Annotated in this window: 16 protein-coding genes; 7 read left to right on the forward strand and 9 right to left on the reverse strand. The window is 65.7% G+C overall.

The window, feature by feature from the left end:
- Positions 1-68 precede the first annotated feature (68 nt).
- Positions 69-2,129 (forward strand): DNA topoisomerase IV subunit B, encoded by a 2,061-nt coding sequence (gene parE, locus ACT6QU_RS11345; RefSeq protein ID WP_444565099.1) that lies wholly within the window; start codon positions 69-71, stop codon positions 2,127-2,129.
- A gap of 99 nt (positions 2,130-2,228) precedes the next feature.
- On the opposite strand, the gene ACT6QU_RS11350 is transcribed toward parE, so the two are convergent.
- A complete protein-coding gene (locus ACT6QU_RS11350) occupies positions 2,229-3,350 on the reverse strand; it encodes a DUF2336 domain-containing protein (protein ID WP_444565100.1) in 1,122 nt (373 codons plus the stop codon).
- A gap of 106 nt (positions 3,351-3,456) precedes the next feature.
- Between ACT6QU_RS11350 and ACT6QU_RS11355 the strand changes: the two genes are divergently transcribed.
- Together ACT6QU_RS11355 and ACT6QU_RS11360 are read left to right on the forward strand one after the other, a co-directional pair.
- Positions 3,457-3,909: a MaoC family dehydratase gene (locus ACT6QU_RS11355; RefSeq protein ID WP_444565101.1), complete on the forward strand. Its 453-nt coding sequence runs from the start codon at positions 3,457-3,459 to the stop codon at positions 3,907-3,909.
- Positions 3,909-4,781 (forward strand): HpcH/HpaI aldolase/citrate lyase family protein, encoded by an 873-nt coding sequence (locus ACT6QU_RS11360; protein WP_444565102.1) that lies wholly within the window; start codon positions 3,909-3,911, stop codon positions 4,779-4,781. The genes ACT6QU_RS11355 and ACT6QU_RS11360 overlap by 1 nt, the downstream gene beginning before the upstream one ends.
- Here ACT6QU_RS11360 and ACT6QU_RS11365 read toward each other — a convergent pair.
- Both ACT6QU_RS11365 and ACT6QU_RS11370 read right to left on the reverse strand, forming a co-directional pair.
- Entirely contained in the window at positions 4,778-5,386 is a 609-nt protein-coding gene (locus tag ACT6QU_RS11365) for a flavin reductase family protein (RefSeq protein WP_444565103.1), read from the reverse strand. The two genes, ACT6QU_RS11360 and ACT6QU_RS11365, sit on opposite strands and share 4 nt — an antisense overlap.
- Positions 5,386-5,964 carry a nitroreductase family protein gene (locus tag ACT6QU_RS11370; protein ID WP_444565104.1) on the reverse strand — a complete coding sequence of 193 codons (579 nt, stop codon included), beginning with the start codon at positions 5,962-5,964 and terminating at the stop codon, positions 5,386-5,388. Before ACT6QU_RS11370 ends, ACT6QU_RS11365 begins: the two co-directional genes overlap by 1 nt.
- Before the next feature lie 152 nt (positions 5,965-6,116).
- Here ACT6QU_RS11370 and ACT6QU_RS11375 point away from each other — a divergent pair, with 152 nt between their 5' ends.
- Positions 6,117-7,253 (forward strand): hypothetical protein, encoded by a 1,137-nt coding sequence (locus tag ACT6QU_RS11375; protein WP_444565105.1) that lies wholly within the window; start codon positions 6,117-6,119, stop codon positions 7,251-7,253.
- On the opposite strand, the gene ACT6QU_RS11380 is transcribed toward ACT6QU_RS11375, so the two are convergent.
- The 4 genes from ACT6QU_RS11380 to ACT6QU_RS11395 form a co-directional block, all read right to left on the reverse strand.
- Positions 7,250-8,128 (reverse strand): lysophospholipid acyltransferase family protein, encoded by an 879-nt coding sequence (locus ACT6QU_RS11380; RefSeq protein WP_444565106.1) that lies wholly within the window; start codon positions 8,126-8,128, stop codon positions 7,250-7,252. The genes ACT6QU_RS11375 and ACT6QU_RS11380 overlap by 4 nt on opposite strands.
- Positions 8,129-8,197: 69 nt before the next feature.
- The gene (gene thrS / locus ACT6QU_RS11385) at positions 8,198-10,171 is read right to left on the reverse strand and encodes a threonine--tRNA ligase (protein ID WP_444565107.1); all 1,974 of its coding nucleotides are present in this window, start codon (positions 10,169-10,171) and stop codon (positions 8,198-8,200) included.
- Positions 10,172-10,257: 86 nt separating this feature from the next.
- Positions 10,258-10,596 (reverse strand): membrane protein insertion efficiency factor YidD, encoded by a 339-nt coding sequence (gene yidD / locus ACT6QU_RS11390; protein WP_444565108.1) that lies wholly within the window; start codon positions 10,594-10,596, stop codon positions 10,258-10,260.
- 5 nt (positions 10,597-10,601) lie between these two features.
- Positions 10,602-11,048, reverse strand: a complete 447-nt coding sequence (locus tag ACT6QU_RS11395) for an iron-sulfur cluster assembly scaffold protein (protein ID WP_444565109.1) — start codon at positions 11,046-11,048, stop codon at positions 10,602-10,604.
- A 241-nt stretch (positions 11,049-11,289) separates the two neighbouring features.
- Here ACT6QU_RS11395 and folE point away from each other — a divergent pair, with 241 nt between their 5' ends.
- From folE to ACT6QU_RS11410, 3 genes are all read left to right on the forward strand, one after another.
- Positions 11,290-11,931, forward strand: a complete 642-nt coding sequence (folE, locus tag ACT6QU_RS11400) for a GTP cyclohydrolase I FolE (RefSeq protein WP_444565110.1) — start codon at positions 11,290-11,292, stop codon at positions 11,929-11,931.
- Positions 11,932-11,948: 17 nt separating this feature from the next.
- A complete protein-coding gene (gene hisI, locus ACT6QU_RS11405; protein WP_444565111.1) occupies positions 11,949-12,398 on the forward strand; it encodes a phosphoribosyl-AMP cyclohydrolase in 450 nt (149 codons plus the stop codon).
- A gap of 176 nt (positions 12,399-12,574) precedes the next feature.
- Positions 12,575-13,459, forward strand: coding sequence for a patatin-like phospholipase family protein (locus ACT6QU_RS11410; RefSeq protein ID WP_444565130.1), 885 nt, complete (start codon positions 12,575-12,577; stop codon positions 13,457-13,459).
- On the opposite strand, the gene recJ is transcribed toward ACT6QU_RS11410, so the two are convergent.
- Positions 13,456-15,294 (reverse strand): single-stranded-DNA-specific exonuclease RecJ, encoded by a 1,839-nt coding sequence (recJ, locus tag ACT6QU_RS11415; protein WP_444565112.1) that lies wholly within the window; start codon positions 15,292-15,294, stop codon positions 13,456-13,458. The two genes, ACT6QU_RS11410 and recJ, sit on opposite strands and share 4 nt — an antisense overlap.
- The gene (locus ACT6QU_RS11420; protein WP_444565113.1) at positions 15,257-16,570 is read right to left on the reverse strand and encodes a homoserine dehydrogenase; all 1,314 of its coding nucleotides are present in this window, start codon (positions 16,568-16,570) and stop codon (positions 15,257-15,259) included. The genes recJ and ACT6QU_RS11420 overlap by 38 nt, the downstream gene beginning before the upstream one ends.
- Between the last annotated feature and the right edge of the window lie 7 nt (positions 16,571-16,577).

Genomic DNA, 16,577 nt, shown 5'->3' on the forward strand with positions numbered 1-16,577 from the left:
GCCCCCGGCTATGATGACAGCCCTGCGAGCACGCTCGATCTGATTCGCGAACGGACCAACCTGCCGCCATGGACGACAACAACGACCTCTTCGGCGACCTCGCCGCCTCGACGCCGGCCAAGCCCGCGACGCGCCCCGCCGACCCGATCGTCGCCGCCGCCAAGCGCGCCGCGCCACCGGCCATCGCGACGAGGGACGCCAGCGACGGCTACAGCGCAGCCGACATCGAGGTGCTGGAAGGGCTTGAGCCGGTGCGCCGGCGGCCGGGCATGTATATCGGCGGCACCGACGAAAAGGCGCTGCACCACCTCTTTGCCGAGGTGATCGACAATTCGATGGACGAGGCCGTGGCCGGCCATGCGACCTTCATCGATGTCGAACTCGGGGCGGACGGGTTCCTGTCGGTGACCGACAATGGCCGTGGTATCCCGGTCGACCCGCATCCGAAGTTCAAGGACAAGTCCGCCCTCGAAGTCATCATGACGACGCTGCATGCGGGCGGAAAGTTCGATTCGAAGGTCTACGAGACCTCGGGCGGCCTCCATGGCGTCGGCGTCTCGGTGGTCAATGCGCTTTCGGACGATCTGGAAGTCGAGGTCGCGCGCGGGCGCAAGCTCTATCGCCAGCGCTTCTCCCGCGGCATTCCGCAAGGCGGGCTGGAATTTCTGGGCGACGTGCAGAACCGGCGCGGCACGAAGGTGCGCTTCCACCCGGACGCGCAGATCTTCGGCGCCAATGCGCGCTTCGAACCCGCGCGGCTCTACAAGATGGCGCGCTCGAAGGCCTATCTCTTCGGCGGCGTCGAAATCCGCTGGTCGTGCGATCCGACGCTGATCGGCGAGAAGGACAAGACGCCGGACAAGGCGACATTCCACTTTCCCGGCGGGCTGAAGGACTATCTCCTCGCCTCGCTCGGCACGGAATACCAGGTCACGCGCGAGCCATTCGCGGGTAAGAGCGAGAAGTCCGGGGGGCACGGCTCGCTCGAATGGGCCGTCACCTGGCATGGCGGCGATGGCTTCCTCAACTCCTATTGCAACACGATCCCGACGCCCGAAGGCGGTACGCACGAGACGGGGCTGCGCAATGCGCTGCTGCGCGGCCTGCGCGCCTATGCGGAACTGACCGGCAACAAGCGCGCCTCGATCGTCACCTCCGAGGACGTGATGATCTCGGCGGCCGGCATGCTGTCGGTGTTCATCCGAGAGCCGGAATTCGTCGGCCAGACCAAGGACAGGCTGGCGACCGGCGAAGCGCAGCGCATCGTCGAGAACGCGGTGCGCGATCCGTTCGATCATTGGCTCGCGGACAATCCGCAGGAAGCCTCGAAGCTTCTGGAATGGGTCATCGCGCGCGCCGACGAGCGCGTGAAGCGACGCCAGGAAAAGGAAGTCAGCCGCAAGAGCGCGGTGCGCAAGCTGCGCCTTCCCGGCAAGCTCGCCGACTGCACGCAGAACGCGGCGGCGGGCGCCGAACTCTTCATCGTCGAGGGCGACTCGGCCGGCGGCTCGGCCAAGCAGGCGCGCGACCGGGCGAGCCAGGCCGTCCTGCCGCTACGCGGCAAAATCCTGAACGTCGCGAGCGCCGGGCGCGAGAAGCTGACCGCCAACCAGCAGATCGCCGACCTGATCCAGGCGCTCGGCTGCGGCACGCGGTCGAAATACCGCGAGGAGGATCTGCGCTACGACCGCGTGATCATCATGACCGACGCGGATGTCGATGGCGCGCACATCGCTTCGCTTCTGATCACCTTCTTCTACCAGGAGATGCCGGAGCTCGTGCGCGGCGGGCATCTCTACATGGCCGTGCCGCCGCTCTACAAGCTGACGCAGGGCGGCAAGACGATGTACGCGCGGGATGACGCGCATAAAGATGAATTGATGCGCACCGAATTCACCGGGCGCGGCAAGGTCGAGCTCGGCCGTTTCAAGGGCCTCGGCGAGATGCTGGCGAGCCAACTCAAGGAAACGACGATGGACAAGCGCAAGCGGACCTTGCTGCGCGTCGAGGTCCACGAGAGCGAGGACGCGACCAAGGCGTCCATGGATGCGCTGATGGGCACCAAGCCCGAACTGCGCTTCCGCTTCATCCAGGACAATGCCGAGTTCGCTGGCGAACTGGATATCTAGAGCATTTGCAGCCAGACGGACTCTTCTGGCGTCGCACAAATGCGGATGGGAAAGACAGCTAGAGCGGCATACTTGGCATTCGTCACAATGCCCGCCGGTCTAAGCGGCGATCCGTACCGTTTCAGTCGCGGCCGCGCGCGTCGCGTCGGCCTGGACCTGGCGCAGCAGGCTGACGACCGGGCCGGCCTGCGAAGAATTTTCTTTGCCCATCGCATCGATCATTGCCTGGCTCGCCTCGCGGACGCCGGCGATCCGTTCGCCGCGCGCGACCGAGCGCCAGACATGGATGGCACCGACGAGCGGCTGGTGGATCGACGCTGCAAATCCAGCCTTGTCGAAAAGGGCCGTGATGGCGAGGTCGCGGCCCGAGACGAGGATCGTGCGTACGCGCTCCTGCGGAACGGTCGAGAGATGCGCGACGAGATGAACGAAGAACTCCATCTTGCCGAGCGCCATGCAGCGCAGGACGAAAGCGGTGGTGAGATGCCCCGTCTCGCGCAGGCGTGCGACGAGTTCGGACAGCTCCGCAGTTCGCGCGCCTTCGACGAGAGAGACGGTCGAACGGGCACAGGCATCGCGCGTGACCCGCGCCGCGCGCTCCGAACCGATCGTCGCCTTGACGAAGGCCGATTGGCTGAGGACATCACCGATGCTGGCGAGGAGCCTGTGGCGGCAATCGACGGGCAGCCGCGCCTGACGGATCAGAATCTCGCGCAGTTCGGCATCGCAGCCGAAGCGTTCGACCATCTGACGGAAGGCCGAGGGCAGGATTTCGGCGTCGTCGTTGCGGGCGAGTTCGATGACGGCATCGCGCGGTCCGAAGGCCGAAAGCGTTGCGGTGACACCGGGAGTGAGCCCTGCCCGCCGTGCGATCACGGTCTGTCCGCGCGCGTCTAGCGTGGCGACGAGTTCGACGAGGTCGCCCTCGGTCAAGAGCGGCGAGCGCAGAAGGATCGGTGCTGCGACGGAAGGCTGGTCCTTGGCAAGGTGGAGAACGATGTGAAGCGGCGCGCGGCGGTTGCCGGCAAGCGCCAAGGCGATGGCGGCGCGCACGTTCGGCGATGGGTCGTCGGCGAGGAGCGTCAGCGCGGAGATGGCGGCATGGCGGTCGTCGCGCGGGGTCTCGGCGGCAAGAGCGGCGTTGGCGAGATATGCGGCGGCGGCGGCGCGTTCGGATGCGCGCGTCGAGCGTAGATATGTTTCTGCGATTGCCGTCGTCACGCCCGCCCCCCTTCGCAAACTATGCGTGGACGCTAGCTCGAATTGGTTTACGAACGGTTCACCATGTTCTTTAACGCGTCACGTTCGCGATCAGGAGGAGCCTTTCATGGCAGGACTTTACCTCGAGGAATTCGTGCCGGGACACGTCATCCGGCATACGCTGACCAAGTCGGTCACCGAGAGCGACAACATGCTGTTCTCGGTCATGACGCTGAACCCGCAGCCGCTCCATATCGATTTCGATTTCGCGGCGAAGAGCGAGTGGGGCAAGCCGCTCGTCAACTCGCTGTTCACGCTGGGCCTGATGATCGGCATTTCGGTGCATGACACCACGCTCGGCACCACGATCGGAAATCTCGGCATGACCGACACGGTGTTTCCGCATCCGCTCTTCCACGGCGACACGGTGCGCGTGGAGACCGAGGTGAAGAGCGTGCGGCCGTCGAAGTCGAAGGCCGATCGCGGCATCGTCGAATTCGAGCATCGCGCCTATAACCAGAACGACGTGCTGGTGGCGAAATGCACGCGCCAGGCCATGATGCTGAGGAAGCCCGCCTGATGCGCTCGCTGCTGTTCGTTCCCGGCGATTCGGAGCGCAAGCTCGACAAGGGCCTTAACTCCGGCGCCGACGCGCTGATCCTCGATCTGGAGGATTCGGTGTCCGCGGCGAACAAGCCGGCGGCACGCGAACTCTCGCGCGACTTCGTCGCAAACCGGCGGCCGGGCGGACCTATGCTCGTCGTGCGCGTCAACGATTTGACGACGGGCCTCACCGACGACGACCTCGCCGCCGTGATGGCTGCGCGGCCCGATGCGATCATGCTGCCGAAATGCTGCGGATATGCCGATCTGGAGCATCTATCGGCCAAGCTGCGCGTCCACGAAGCCGACCACGGGATCGAGGACGGGACAACGCGGATCATCCCCATCATCACCGAGACGGGCGCCAGCGTGCTCGCCGGTTCGACCTACCGCGCCCATGTCCGGCTCGGCGCGCTGACCTGGGGCGCGGAGGATCTTTCGGCCGATATCGGCGCCAGCGCGACGCGGGACGAGACGGGCGTCTACACCGACGTCTTCAAACTGGCGCGGGCGGTGACGCTGCTGGCTGCGAGCGCAGCGCAGGCGGCCGCCATCGACACGGTGTTCCCGAACTTCCGCGACGAGGATGCCTTTCGCAAGGACTGCGTCGCCGGCATCCGCGACGGGTTCACGGGGCGGATGGCGATTCATCCGGCGCAGGTGCCGATCATCAACGAGGTCTTCACGCCGTCGGCCGACGCGGTCGCCCATGCGCGCGCGGTGATCGATGCGTTTGAAGCGGCGGGCAACCCCGGCGTCGTCGGCATCGATGGCGCAATGTACGACCGTCCCCACCTGCGGCGCGCCGAACGCCTGATCGCGCGCGCGCAGGCTGCCGGGACCGCCTAGTCGGCGTTCCAGCGGGGGCGGCGCATGGCGAAGGTTTCGGTGACAGACGTATAGTCCATGTAGCCGAGGCGGGCAAGATTGCCCGCCTTGACGACGTCGAATAGGCCGTTCGTCAGGACACCGTCGTCGATATAGACGCCGATGACTTCGCCGATGACGACGGTTGCAGCGGACGGCTTGCCGTTCAGACCGACCGGCTGGAAAGTCTCGGTGACCCTGCATTCGAGCGCGGCATGGGCATGCGCGACGCGCGGGGGTGCGACCAGCCTCGACGGTGCGGTTTCGAGCCTGGCGTAGTCGAACTCGCTCGTGCCGTACGGCGCGTCGACGGCGCTGGCGTTCATCGCCTCGGCAAGATCGCGGCTGGCAAGGTTGATGACGAACTCGCCCGTTGCCCGCGAGTTCACGACGCTGTCCTTCTCGCCTTCCGACGAGAACATGACGAGAAAGGGCGTGGTCGTCAGTGCGTTGAAGAAGGAGTAAGGCGCGAGGTTCAGCGCGCCCTCTCCGGACAGAGTTGAAACCCAGCCGATCGGGCGCGGCGAGACGATCGCCTTCGACGGATCGTGCGGCAGGCCGTGGCCGTTCTTCGGTTCGTAGAACATCAGGAAGCGGCTCCGAATTCGGTGATCAGCGCGTCGATGTCGGGGCGCGGGCGCTCGAACGCCTCGCCGTCGAAGGAGCCGATATGGACGAAGCCGATGACGCGCTCCTCCGGCTTGAGGCCAAGAATCGCCCTGCCCTCATCGACATCCGAATACCAGTTGGTGATCCAGTTCGCGCCATAGCCCATGGCGCTCGCGGCGACGAGGAGGTTCATCGCGACGGCGCCGCCCGACAGGAACATCTCCCATTGCGGAATCTTCGGATTGTCGCGCGGCACGTGAACGACGCCGATGACGAGCGGCGCGCGCGAAAAGCGCGTGCGCTCCTGCTCGCGGCGGGCATCGATGAGCGGGCCTTCGCGCCTTTCGGCGAGTTCCGCAAGCTTTTCACCGACGCGTTCCCGCGCTTCGCCACGATAGACGATGAACCGCCAGGGCGCCAGCCGGCCATGATCAGGCACGCGCGCGGCGATGGTCAGGAGCGTACGGATTTCGTCGTCGGAGGGCCCGGGCGCGTGCAACTCTGCAATGGGGGCGGACTTCCTGTTGAGAAGGAATTCGATCGTCGAAGACGTCAAATCTGGATTTCCTCTTCCAAGGGATTGAATTGGCGGGAAGAACGGCGATCGCACGGTGAACGAACGGGCGCGTCGGCGCTGTCTGGAGCCTTGAAATTGCCACCGGTTTCGGGTTCAACGCAAGGCATGTTTCCCGTGCCAGACCGTTCACAATGCGACTGATCCGCGCCGTCCTTCTCGCCTCGCTGGCAGGTGCCCTGCCGGCGCAGGCGCAGGATGGTGGACCCGGTGGCCTTGGGGGCGGGTTCGGTGGCGGACCCGGTCCTGGCCGCAATCTGGGTTTCGGAGCGCCGAGCGGCGGCATGCCGCGGCTCGAAATTCCCGGCGCGACGACACCGCCACCTCTTTCGCTGCCCCCGATCCAGTCGCAACCCGACGGCGGCGTCGGCGCGCTGCCGCAGATCCAGCTCCCCTCACCCTTGCCGCAGATCGAACTGCCCGGCATCACCGGATACGCCGCGCCATCGATCGGAGTACCGCTCGCCATGCCCGGCGCCGGATCGCTCACCTTGTCGGCCCGACTGACGGGAGAGGGTTCGGAGATCGAACGCGGCATGGTCTGGCGCGTCTTCCGGCCGGAACCGGGCCCGGACGGGCGCCTGCCGCTGATCGCGACCGCGCAGGGCGGCACCAGCAATTTCCAGCTCGATCCGGGCAGCTACCTCGTCCATGCGACGTTCGGCCGGGCGGGCGCCACGAAGCGCATCACCCTCGGCCCCAATGCACGCGACGAGCAGTTCGTGCTCGACGCAGGCGGGCTGAAGCTCGACGCCGTGCTCTCGGGTGGTGCCGGCATTCCGCCCGACAAACTGCGTTTCTCGATCTATGAAGGCGCCGGCGACGCGGCGGGCGAGCGTGCGCTGATCGTGCCGAATGTCAGCCCCAAGGCCGTCGTGCGTCTCAACAGCGGCACCTACCACGTCGTCTCGACCTACGGGAACGTCAATGCCGTGATCCGCTCCGACATCCGCGTCGAGGCCGGCCAGTTGACCGAGGCGACCGTCGAGCACAAGGCGGCCGAGATTACCATGAAGCTGGTGCGCGAGGCGGGCGGCGAGGCAATCGCCGACACGTCCTGGGCGGTGCTGACCGATTCGGGCGACATCGTGCGCGAAAGCGTCGGCGCATTCGCCTCGATGGTGCTCGCGGAAGGCGAGTATGTCGCCGTCGCGCGCAACCGCGAACGCCTTTACCAGCGCGAATTCAGGGTCGTCGCCGGCCGCAACAGCGATGTCGAGGTCATCGCCGACGAAAATGGCGGCGAGCGGATCGACGCTTCCGGCGATTAGCCGATCGAGAGATCGCCGATGGCGGCCGGCACTCCTTGGCGGAATCGGCGGTCGGTGGCGAGGTCGAAAACCGCCCGGTACATCCGTTCAAGGACCGCCTTGCGCTCGCGATCGAATTCGTCGGCGTGAATGACGGGGCCGATCCGCACGTCCATCGGGCGGCCGGCGCGCTTCGTGAACTCCGGGATCAAAAGCGCGGTCCGCAGCGTCATCGAAAAACGGCTCGCAAGGTGAAACCAGCGGCTGTTCTGGCCCGCGAAATGCAGCGGCACGACCGATGCGCGCGCATCGCGAACCAACCGGGCCGGGAACATCTTCCATTCCAGATCGCTCGCCTTCCCGACGATCCGCGTCGCGGTGGCGACGCCGCCTGCCGGGAAGACCACGATGGTGACGCCCTCCTTGAGGAGACGCAGCGCCTCGTTGCGCACGGCCAGATTGGCGGCGACCGCCTCGCGGGTTTCGGAGAAGTCGATCGGCAACGCGTAGGGCGCCATCTCCGAAATCCGCATCAGATCCTTGTGGATCATCACGCGGAACGGCCGACCGAGCCGCTCGGCAAGTGCGAGAATGGCGATGCCATCGGCAATGCCGAACGGGTGGTTGGCGACCATGACCAGCGGCGTGTCGGGCAGGCGCGCCGGCGGCCAGATGCCTTCGATGCGAAGTTCGATCCCGACCATGCGCAGCATGGTGGAGAAGAGGTCGACACCGCCCGGCGCGACGTCGCGGCGCCAAATGTCGTAGAGCGCGGCGAAGCGGTCGCGCCCCGACAGGCTCTCGATGCGCTCGATCAGGAAACGCTGCAGCCAGCGGTGGCCTTCATTGGCGTAAGTCAGTTCGGGAAAGAGGCGCTGGCGGCGGATCGCGATCATGAGGCGAAGTGTCGCCCAACGCCATGACAGCCATGTGAAAAGGGGCGGCTGACGCCGCCCCAAGTTCGATCAGTTTGCGGATGCCAGCCGCTTCAGGTCCGGCGCGATCGCTTCCTGCCGCAACTGCTCCAGCGCATCGGCCAGCGACAGCGATTGCTGGTCGCGCGAGCCGAGGCGGCGCATGTTGACCGTCGCCTCTTCCGCCTCGCGCTTGCCGCAGACGAGAATGACCGGGACCTTGGCCATCGAGTGCTCGCGGACCTTGTAGTTGATCTTCTCGTTGCGCAAATCCGGTTCGGCATGGATGCCGGCAGCCTTGAGCTTCGCGACGACCGAGTTTGCGTAATCGTCGGCGTCGGAGGTGATCGTCGCGACGACGACCTGCACCGGCGCGAACCAGAGCGGGAAGTGACCGGCGAAGTTCTCGATTAGGATACCGAGGAAGCGTTCCATGGAGCCGCAGATGGCGCGGTGGATCATTACCGGCTGCTTCTTTTCCGAATCCTTGTCGATGTAGAAGGCGCCGAAGCGTTCCGGCAGGTTGAAGTCGACCTGCGTCGTGCCGCACTGCCATTCGCGGCCGATCGCATCGCGCAGCGTATATTCGAACTTCGGCCCGTAGAACGCGCCCTCGCCCGGCAGGATGCCGGTCTTGATGCGCCCGCCCGACTGGGCCTCGATCTGCTTCAGGACGTCCATCATGACGGATTCGGCGCGATCCCAAAGCGCGTCGGAGCCGACCCGCTTTTCCGGCCGTGTCGAGAGCTTGACGACGATCTCGTCGAAGCCGAAATCCTCGTAGACCGAGAGGATCAGATCATTGATCTTCAGGCACTCGGCCGCCATCTGCTCGTCGGTGCAGAAGATGTGCGCATCGTCCTGCGTGAAGCCGCGAACGCGCATCAAACCATGCAGCGCGCCGGATGGCTCATAACGATGGACGGTTCCGAATTCTGCAAGGCGGATCGGCAGTTCTCGGTAGGACTTCAAGCCGTGCTTGAAGATCTGGACGTGGCCCGGACAGTTCATCGGCTTCAGGGCGAAGACGCGCTGGTCCTCGGCCTTCGGGTCTGCCGACTGCACGGCGAACATGTTCTCCTTGTACCAGCCCCAGTGACCCGACGTCTGCCAGAGCGAGGAATCGAGCACCTGCGGCGCATTGACCTCGTCATAGTCGCCTTCGAGCCGGCGGCGCATATAGGCCGTCAGCTTCTGGAACATCCGCCAGCCCTTCGCGTGCCAGAAGGCGACGCCCGGGCCTTCCTCCTGGAAATGGAAAAGGTCCATCTCGCGCCCAAGCCGGCGATGATCGCGCTTCTCGGCTTCCTCCAGCATGTGGAGATACGCGTCGAGCTCGGCCTGCTCGGCCCATGCCGTTCCGTAGATGCGCGTCAGCATCGGGTTGTTGGAATCGCCGCGCCAGTAGGCGCCGGCGACCTTCATTAGCTTGAAGGCATTGCCGACCTGGCCTGTCGAGGCCATGTGCGGCCCGCGGCAGAGGTCAAACCAGTCGCCCTGCGCATAAATCTTCAAATCCTGGTCCGCGGGGATCGCGTCAATCAGCTCGACCTTGTAGGCCTCGCCCTTGTCGGCGAAGACCTGCCGCGCCTTGTCACGCGTCCAGACTTCTCTGGTGAAGGGTTTGTTGCGGCCGATAATCTCGCGCATCTTCTTCTCGATGACCGGCAGATCGTCGAGCGTGAAGGGCGTGTCGCGGGCGAAGTCATAGTAGAAGCCGTTCTCGATGACCGGGCCGATGGTGACCTGCGTGCCCGGCCAAAGCTCCTGCACCGCCTCCGCGAGCACATGGGCGGCGTCGTGGCGGATCAGCTCCAGCGCGCGCGGATCGTTGCGCGTGATGATCTCGACCGCGCCGTCGGCGCCGAGCGGCTCGGACAGGTCGCGCACCTGGCCGTCGATCGCATAGGCGACCGCCTTCTTGGCAAGCGACCTGGAGATGGAGTTTGCGAGATCGGCCCCCGTCGCCGCGGCGTCGTGCGCGCGAACGGAACCATCGGGAAATGTCAGGGAGACTTCAGGCATGGAATGCTTCCTATCCAGTCCTGCAAACGAGCGCAGGTGGTTGTCGATGTCCGCGCGTTTAGCCGATCAATCGGACGCGGACAAGGTCAGGCGGCGCCACTCTTGCGGCTGACGCGCCAAAGACGCCACGGCGCATACCATGCCTGATCGCGGTCGAGCCGTTCGGGCACGAGATCGATGCCGTGGGTGCCGCCCGGACCGCAGCGCATGACGCGAAAGAGCCCTATGAACCCGCCGCGCCACAAGCCATGCCGCGCGATGGCCTCATAGGCGAATTCCGAACAGGTCGGATAATGCCGGCACGAATTGCCGACGAAACCGGAGAGCGTGAGCTGGTAGAGGCGAACGAACCCGGTGCCGAAGACCCGCCCCGGCGTGTGCGGCCAGGCGCCGGACCAGTTCCGGGTCTTGGGCAAGTCGGCCACGAAGGCTACGCCGCCTGTCCGGCGCGCTTCTTCTCGATCTGGTCGATGGCGTCGATGACGGCGTCGAAGGTGAGCATGGTCGAAGCGTGGCGGGCCTTGTAGTCGCGGACGGGCTCGAGATAGCGCAGGTCGGCGAAGCGGCCTTCGGGCGGCGTGCCGTTTTCCTTGAGCATGCGACGCATCGTCTCGCGCACGGAGCGCAATTCGTCGGCGCGGGCGCCGACGACGTGGCGAGCCATGATGGAGGAGGATGCCTGCCCGAGCGCGCAGGCCTTCACCTCATGGGCAAAATCGATCACTTCGTCGCCTTCCATCCGCAGATCGATGGTGACGGTGGAGCCGCAGAGCTTGGAATGGGCGGTCGCGCTCGCGTCCGGGTCGGACAGGCGGCCGAGCCGTTCGGTGTTGCCCGCAAACCCCAGGATTTTCGCGTTGTAGACGTCGTCGATCATCGCAGTTTCCAGCTCCTGCGGCGCGGCTGAACAAACCGTCGCCGCTGCCATGCCTTTTCATCGGCCGATAGGCGAATATATAGTGGTTGTGCGATCGACCCGACAAGCCGTGCGGGCGAAAGAGGGTTGGCCGCATGCACGCCATTTCGGACCGACGGCAGGATCTGCCAAAAATTCCGGGAAAGGCTGTGGTCCGTTCAACTCGTTCCTCCGTAGAGGGGAACTACGGGAGACGCCTTTCATGGACGCAATTGTGAAATCATTCCCCAACCGTGCCGACGCCGATACGACCCTCGAACAGCAGCCGCGCCCGACACAGGTCGAAGTCGAAGCGGCGGTGCGCGTCCTCCTGCGCTGGACCGGAGACAATCCGGACCGCGAAGGGCTGGTCGATACGCCTAAACGCGTGGCTAAAGCCTATCGGGAAATGTTTTCCGGCTACGATCAGGACCCGTTCGAAGAACTGGGCCGCACTTTCGAGGAAGTTGCGGGCTATGACGATCTCGTCCTGATCCGCGACATTCCGTTTCACTCGCACTGCGAGCACCACATGGTGCCGATCATCGGCAAGGCCCATGTCGGCTATCTGCCGGACGGCAAGGTCGTCGGCCTTTCGAAGATCGCGCGGGTCGTCGATATCTTCGCACACCGCCTGCAGACGCAGGAGGCGATGACGGCGCAGATCGCAGGCGTGATCCAGGACGCATTGACGCCCCGCGGCGTGGCCGTCGTGATCGAGGCCGAGCACATGTGCATGGCGATGCGCGGCATCAAGAAATCGGGGTCAAGCACCATGACGTCGACTTTCACCGGTGCGTTCCGCGACCATCCCGAAGAGCAGGCACGCTTCCTGATGTCGCTGCGCGACTTCCGCGCTCCCTGACAGGCTTTCATCCGCGAATGACCGACATGCAATTTCAACCGCCCTCGACATCCAAGGCGGCGCTCGAAGAGGGCGACGCCTTCACGCCGCGCTTCGACGCTGCCGGCCTGATCACCGCCGTCGTGACCGATGCGCATGAAGGCACGGTGCTGATGGTCGCGCACATGAATGCCGAGGCGCTGGCGCTGTCATTGGAGACGGGCATCGCGCATTACTGGTCACGCTCGCGCAACCAGCTCTGGAAGAAGGGCGAGACGTCCGGCAATTTGCAGACGATCGTCGAACTGCGGACGGACTGCGACCAGGACGCGGTCTGGCTGCGCGTCGAGGTCGCCGGGCACGATGCGACCTGCCACACAGGGCGGCGTTCTTGCTTTTATCGCAGGGCCGAGGTGGCGGATGGCGGCGTTCGCCTCGTCATCGACGCAGCGCCGAAATTCGACCCCGGAACCATCTACACCAAATAGACGATTGCTCTGGCGCATCGCTCGTCTTCATCCTTCGGATACCATATCTTGTCAGTATGGCCCGATCTGAGATGGAGCAACCGATGCTCGACTGGGCGTCCTTCATGAGCAAGCCGGAAGCAGGGGCAGCCCTGCCGTCCTCGCCCGAGATCAAGCTTCCGGAACGGCCGGAGCCGATGGGCGTCGCACTTGCGCTGGGCGGCGGCGCGGCGCGTGGCTGGGCGCATATAGGTGTGCTGCGTGCGCTCGATGAAGCAGGCATTCGCATCAACATGATCGCCGGAACGTCGATCGGCGCGTTGGTCGGTGGCTGCTATCTTGCCGGCAAGCTGGACGAACTCGAAGACTTCGCACGCTCCTTGACCAAGCGCCGGATTTTCGGTCTGCTCGACTTCAATCTGCGCGGCTCCGGCCTTCTGGGCGGCATGCGGCTGACGGCGCGGATGCAGGAACATCTGGAAGGGCTGACCTTCGCCGACCTGCCGCGTCCTTTCGTCTGCGTCGCGGCGGAAATCCGCACCGGCCACGAAATCTGGCTGTCGAGCGGCTCGCTGATCACGGCGATGCGCGCGTCCTACGCCCTGCCCGGCGTGTTCGAGCCGGTCGTCTGCAACAAGCGCGTGCTGGTCGACGGCGCGCTGGTCAATCCCGTGCCGGTCTCCGTCTGCCGCGCGCACGAGCAGCCGCTCGTCGTTGCGGTCAACCTCCACTACGATCTGTTCGGGCGCGCCGCCGTCATCAAACATTCGGCCGACATGCCGGCGGATGGTGAAGAGATGGCCGACGGCAAGAAGACGCCGCTGATCGTCGACAAGGGCCCGCGCGACCGCGAGGCGCGGCTCGGCATCACCGGCGTCATGGTCGAGGCTTTCAACATCATCCAGGATCGGATTTCCCGCTCGCGCCTTGCCGGCGATCCGCCGGATCTGTCGCTGCAACCCAAGCTCGGCCATATCGGGCTGACGGAGTTTCACCGCGCCGACGAATTGATCAAGCTCGGCTACGACGCGACGCGCGCCCAGCTTGCCGAGTTGGACCGGCTGCAGAACGTGCTTGCCTAGGCCATTGCCGCGTCGAGAATCCTGAACTGCACGGAGCGCGAGCCGTTCCAGTAATTGGACGCGATCGAGCCTGCAACATGCACTGTCTGGCCGCGCGACGTCGCCAGGAAATGGCCGAGGTCGGTCTCGGCCGAGCGGAAGGCCATGGCCTGAAGCCGCCCACCCATTTCCGATGCCAGTTCGACGCGCAGATGGCCGGTGCCCACGGCACGCGCGTCGAGAATACGGTGACGCGGGAGGGCGAGAATGGGTTGAGGGTGCCCGGCACCGAACGGGCCTGCGGTTTCCATCGCGTCGAGCAGATCGAAGCGCGCGCCCTCGGCCGACAACGCAGCGTCGATCTTCAACGTCTCGCCCTCGCGCAGATCCTTGACCTGCGCTGCCGCTCGCTCCTCGAAGAAGGCGCGCAATTCGCCGAGCTTTTCGCGGCGAACGGTGATGCCGGCGGCCATTGCGTGACCACCGCCCTTGACGAGCAGGCCGGCATCGACCGCATCGCGCACGAGGCGGCCGAGGTCGAAGCCGGGCACGGAGCGGCCCGAGCCGCTGCCGACGCCGTTCGCGTTGAACGAGATGGCAAAGGCGGGACGGCGCGCATGGTCCTTCAGCCGCGAGGCGAGAAGGCCGACGATGCCCGGATGCCAGTTGTCGCTGACGGCGACGAGCACGCCCGGCCCGTCGCCATGGACGAGTTCAGCATCAGCCTGCGCCTTGGCATCGAGAAGCATGACGGCTTCCATCGCCTGCCGCTCCTGGTTCAGGCGGTCGAGCGTTTCGGCGATCGTGCCGGATTCAATGGGATCGTCGCAGGCAAGGAGCTTCGAGCCGAGCGCCGCATCCCCGATGCGCCCGCCGGCATTGATGCGCGGGCCGATGATGAAGCCGAAATGGAAAACATTGAGCGGCTCGCCGATCTTGGAGACCCGCGCGAGAGCTGCGATACCCGGATTGCCGAGCCGACGCGCGGCAGCCAGCCCCTTCACCACAAAGGCCCGGTTGACCCCGATGAGCGGAACGACGTCGCAGACCGTCGCCAGCCCGACCAAATCGAGCATCGACAGAAGGTCGGGCAAATCGGTGCGGCCGCGCGTGCGCAGGATGCTGGTAACGCGCACCAGCGTGACGAAGACGACGCCCGCCGCGCACAGATGCCCCTGCCCCGACAGATCGTCCTCGCGGTTGGGATTGACGACGGCGATAGCGGCCGGAAGCGGCCCGCCGACCTGGTGATGGTCAAGGACGACGACATCTGCGCCCGCCTCGTTGGCCGCATCGACGGAAGGCGCACTGTTCGTGCCACAATCGACTGTCACGATCAGCTTCGCGCCGCGCGCGACGAGATCGCGCATGGCGTCCGGGTTGGGGCCGTAGCCCTCGAATATCCGGTCCGGGATGTAGATTTCGGCCGGCACGCCGAAATGGGCAAGATAGCGCTTCATCAGTGCCGACGAGCACGCGCCGTCGACATCATAATCGCCGAAGATCGCAACCGGTTCGCGACGCTCGACCGCGTCGGCGATGCGTTCGGCGGCCTTGTCCATGTCGGTCAGCGACGAAGGGTCGGGCAGCAAGTCGCGGATGGTCGGATCGAGAAAGCGAGGCGTCTCGTCGAGCCCGACGCCTCGCGCGGCGAGCACGCGCGCAACGATGTCGGGCACGCCGTGCGACTGGGCGATGGCGAGCGCGATGTTCTCCTGGCGCGGATCGAGCCGGTGTTCCCAGGCCAGTCCCCGCACCGACCGGCGCACGTCGAAGAAGTGCCGCCGCTCCAGGGTCAACGCGCTGCCCGGCGCGCCATCAGCCGGCACGCTCGATACGGATGACCTGCGGCACATCGACGAGGTGGCCGTCCTTCGTCACGCCGTCGATCGCCTTGCGCACGGCCGCTTCCGTCGTCTCGTGCGTGACGAGGATGACGGTCTTGCGGTCCGCGCCGGCATCCCGGTCGGAATGCTGGACAATCGATTCCAGCGAAATGTCGTTGTCGGCCATGCGGCGCGCGAGCGCGGCGAAGACGCCGGTGCGGTCATAGACCGTCAGGCGGATGAAGTAGCCGCCGGCATGGGCGCGCATCTTCGCCTTCTTGCACGGCGCGAGTTCCTTGGCGGGGCGGCCGAAGACGGGGCCGTGCTGGAAGCCGGGACGGCTCTTGGCGATGTCGGCAATGTCGCCGATGACGGCAGAAGCCGTGGCGTTGCCGCCGGCTCCGGGGCCGGAAAGCAGCAGCTCTCCCAGAATGTCGGTCTCGATGGCGACCGCGTTGGTGACGCCGTGGACCTGCGCGATGACGGAGGCGGTCGGCACCATGGTCGGGTGGACGCGCTGCTCGATGCCGGTCTCTGTCTTCTGCGCGACGCCGAGAAGCTTGATGCGGTAGCCGAGCTCGGAAGCGGCGCGGATGTCCGCCTGCGTAATGTTCGAGATGCCTTCCATGTAGATATCGTCGGCGGCGATCTTGGTGCCGAAGGCAAGGCTGGTGAGGATCGCGAGCTTGTGGGCGGTGTCGTTGCCCTCGATGTCGAAGGTCGGGTCCGCTTCTGCGTAGCCGAGCCGCTGAGCATCGGCGAGGCAGTCCTCGAAGGAGATGCCCTCGGCTTCCATGCGGGTCAGGATGTAGTTGCAGGTGCCGTTGAGGATGCCGAAGACGCGCAGCACCGTGTTGCCGGCAAGCGCCTCGCGCATGGTCTTGATAACCGGGATACCGCCGGCGACCGCCGCCTCGTAGTTGAGGAGCACGCCGCGCTTTTCGGCGGCTTCGGCGAGCGCGAGACCATGCTTGGCGAGGAGCGCCTTGTTGGCGGTGACGACGTGATGGCTGGCGTCGAGCGCGGCCTTGACCGCCTCGCGGGCAGCGCCCTCTTCGCCGCCAATCAGTTCGACGAAGACGTCGATGTCCTTCGACTTGGCGAGCGCGACCGGATCGTCGAACCATTCCATGCCGTCGAGCGAAATGCCACGGTCGCGCGCCTTGTCGCGCGCGGCGACGGCGACGATCGAGATCGGCCGACCGCACTGGCGGGTGAGTTCTGCCGCCCTCTCGGTGACCAGCCGGACGACCGATGCGCCGACCGTACCCAAACCGGCGATACCCACACGCAATGCTTCGCTCATGCCCCGA

The organism is Aliihoeflea sp., from assembly GCF_052435475.1.
Classification (GTDB): domain Bacteria; phylum Pseudomonadota; class Alphaproteobacteria; order Rhizobiales; family Rhizobiaceae; genus Aliihoeflea.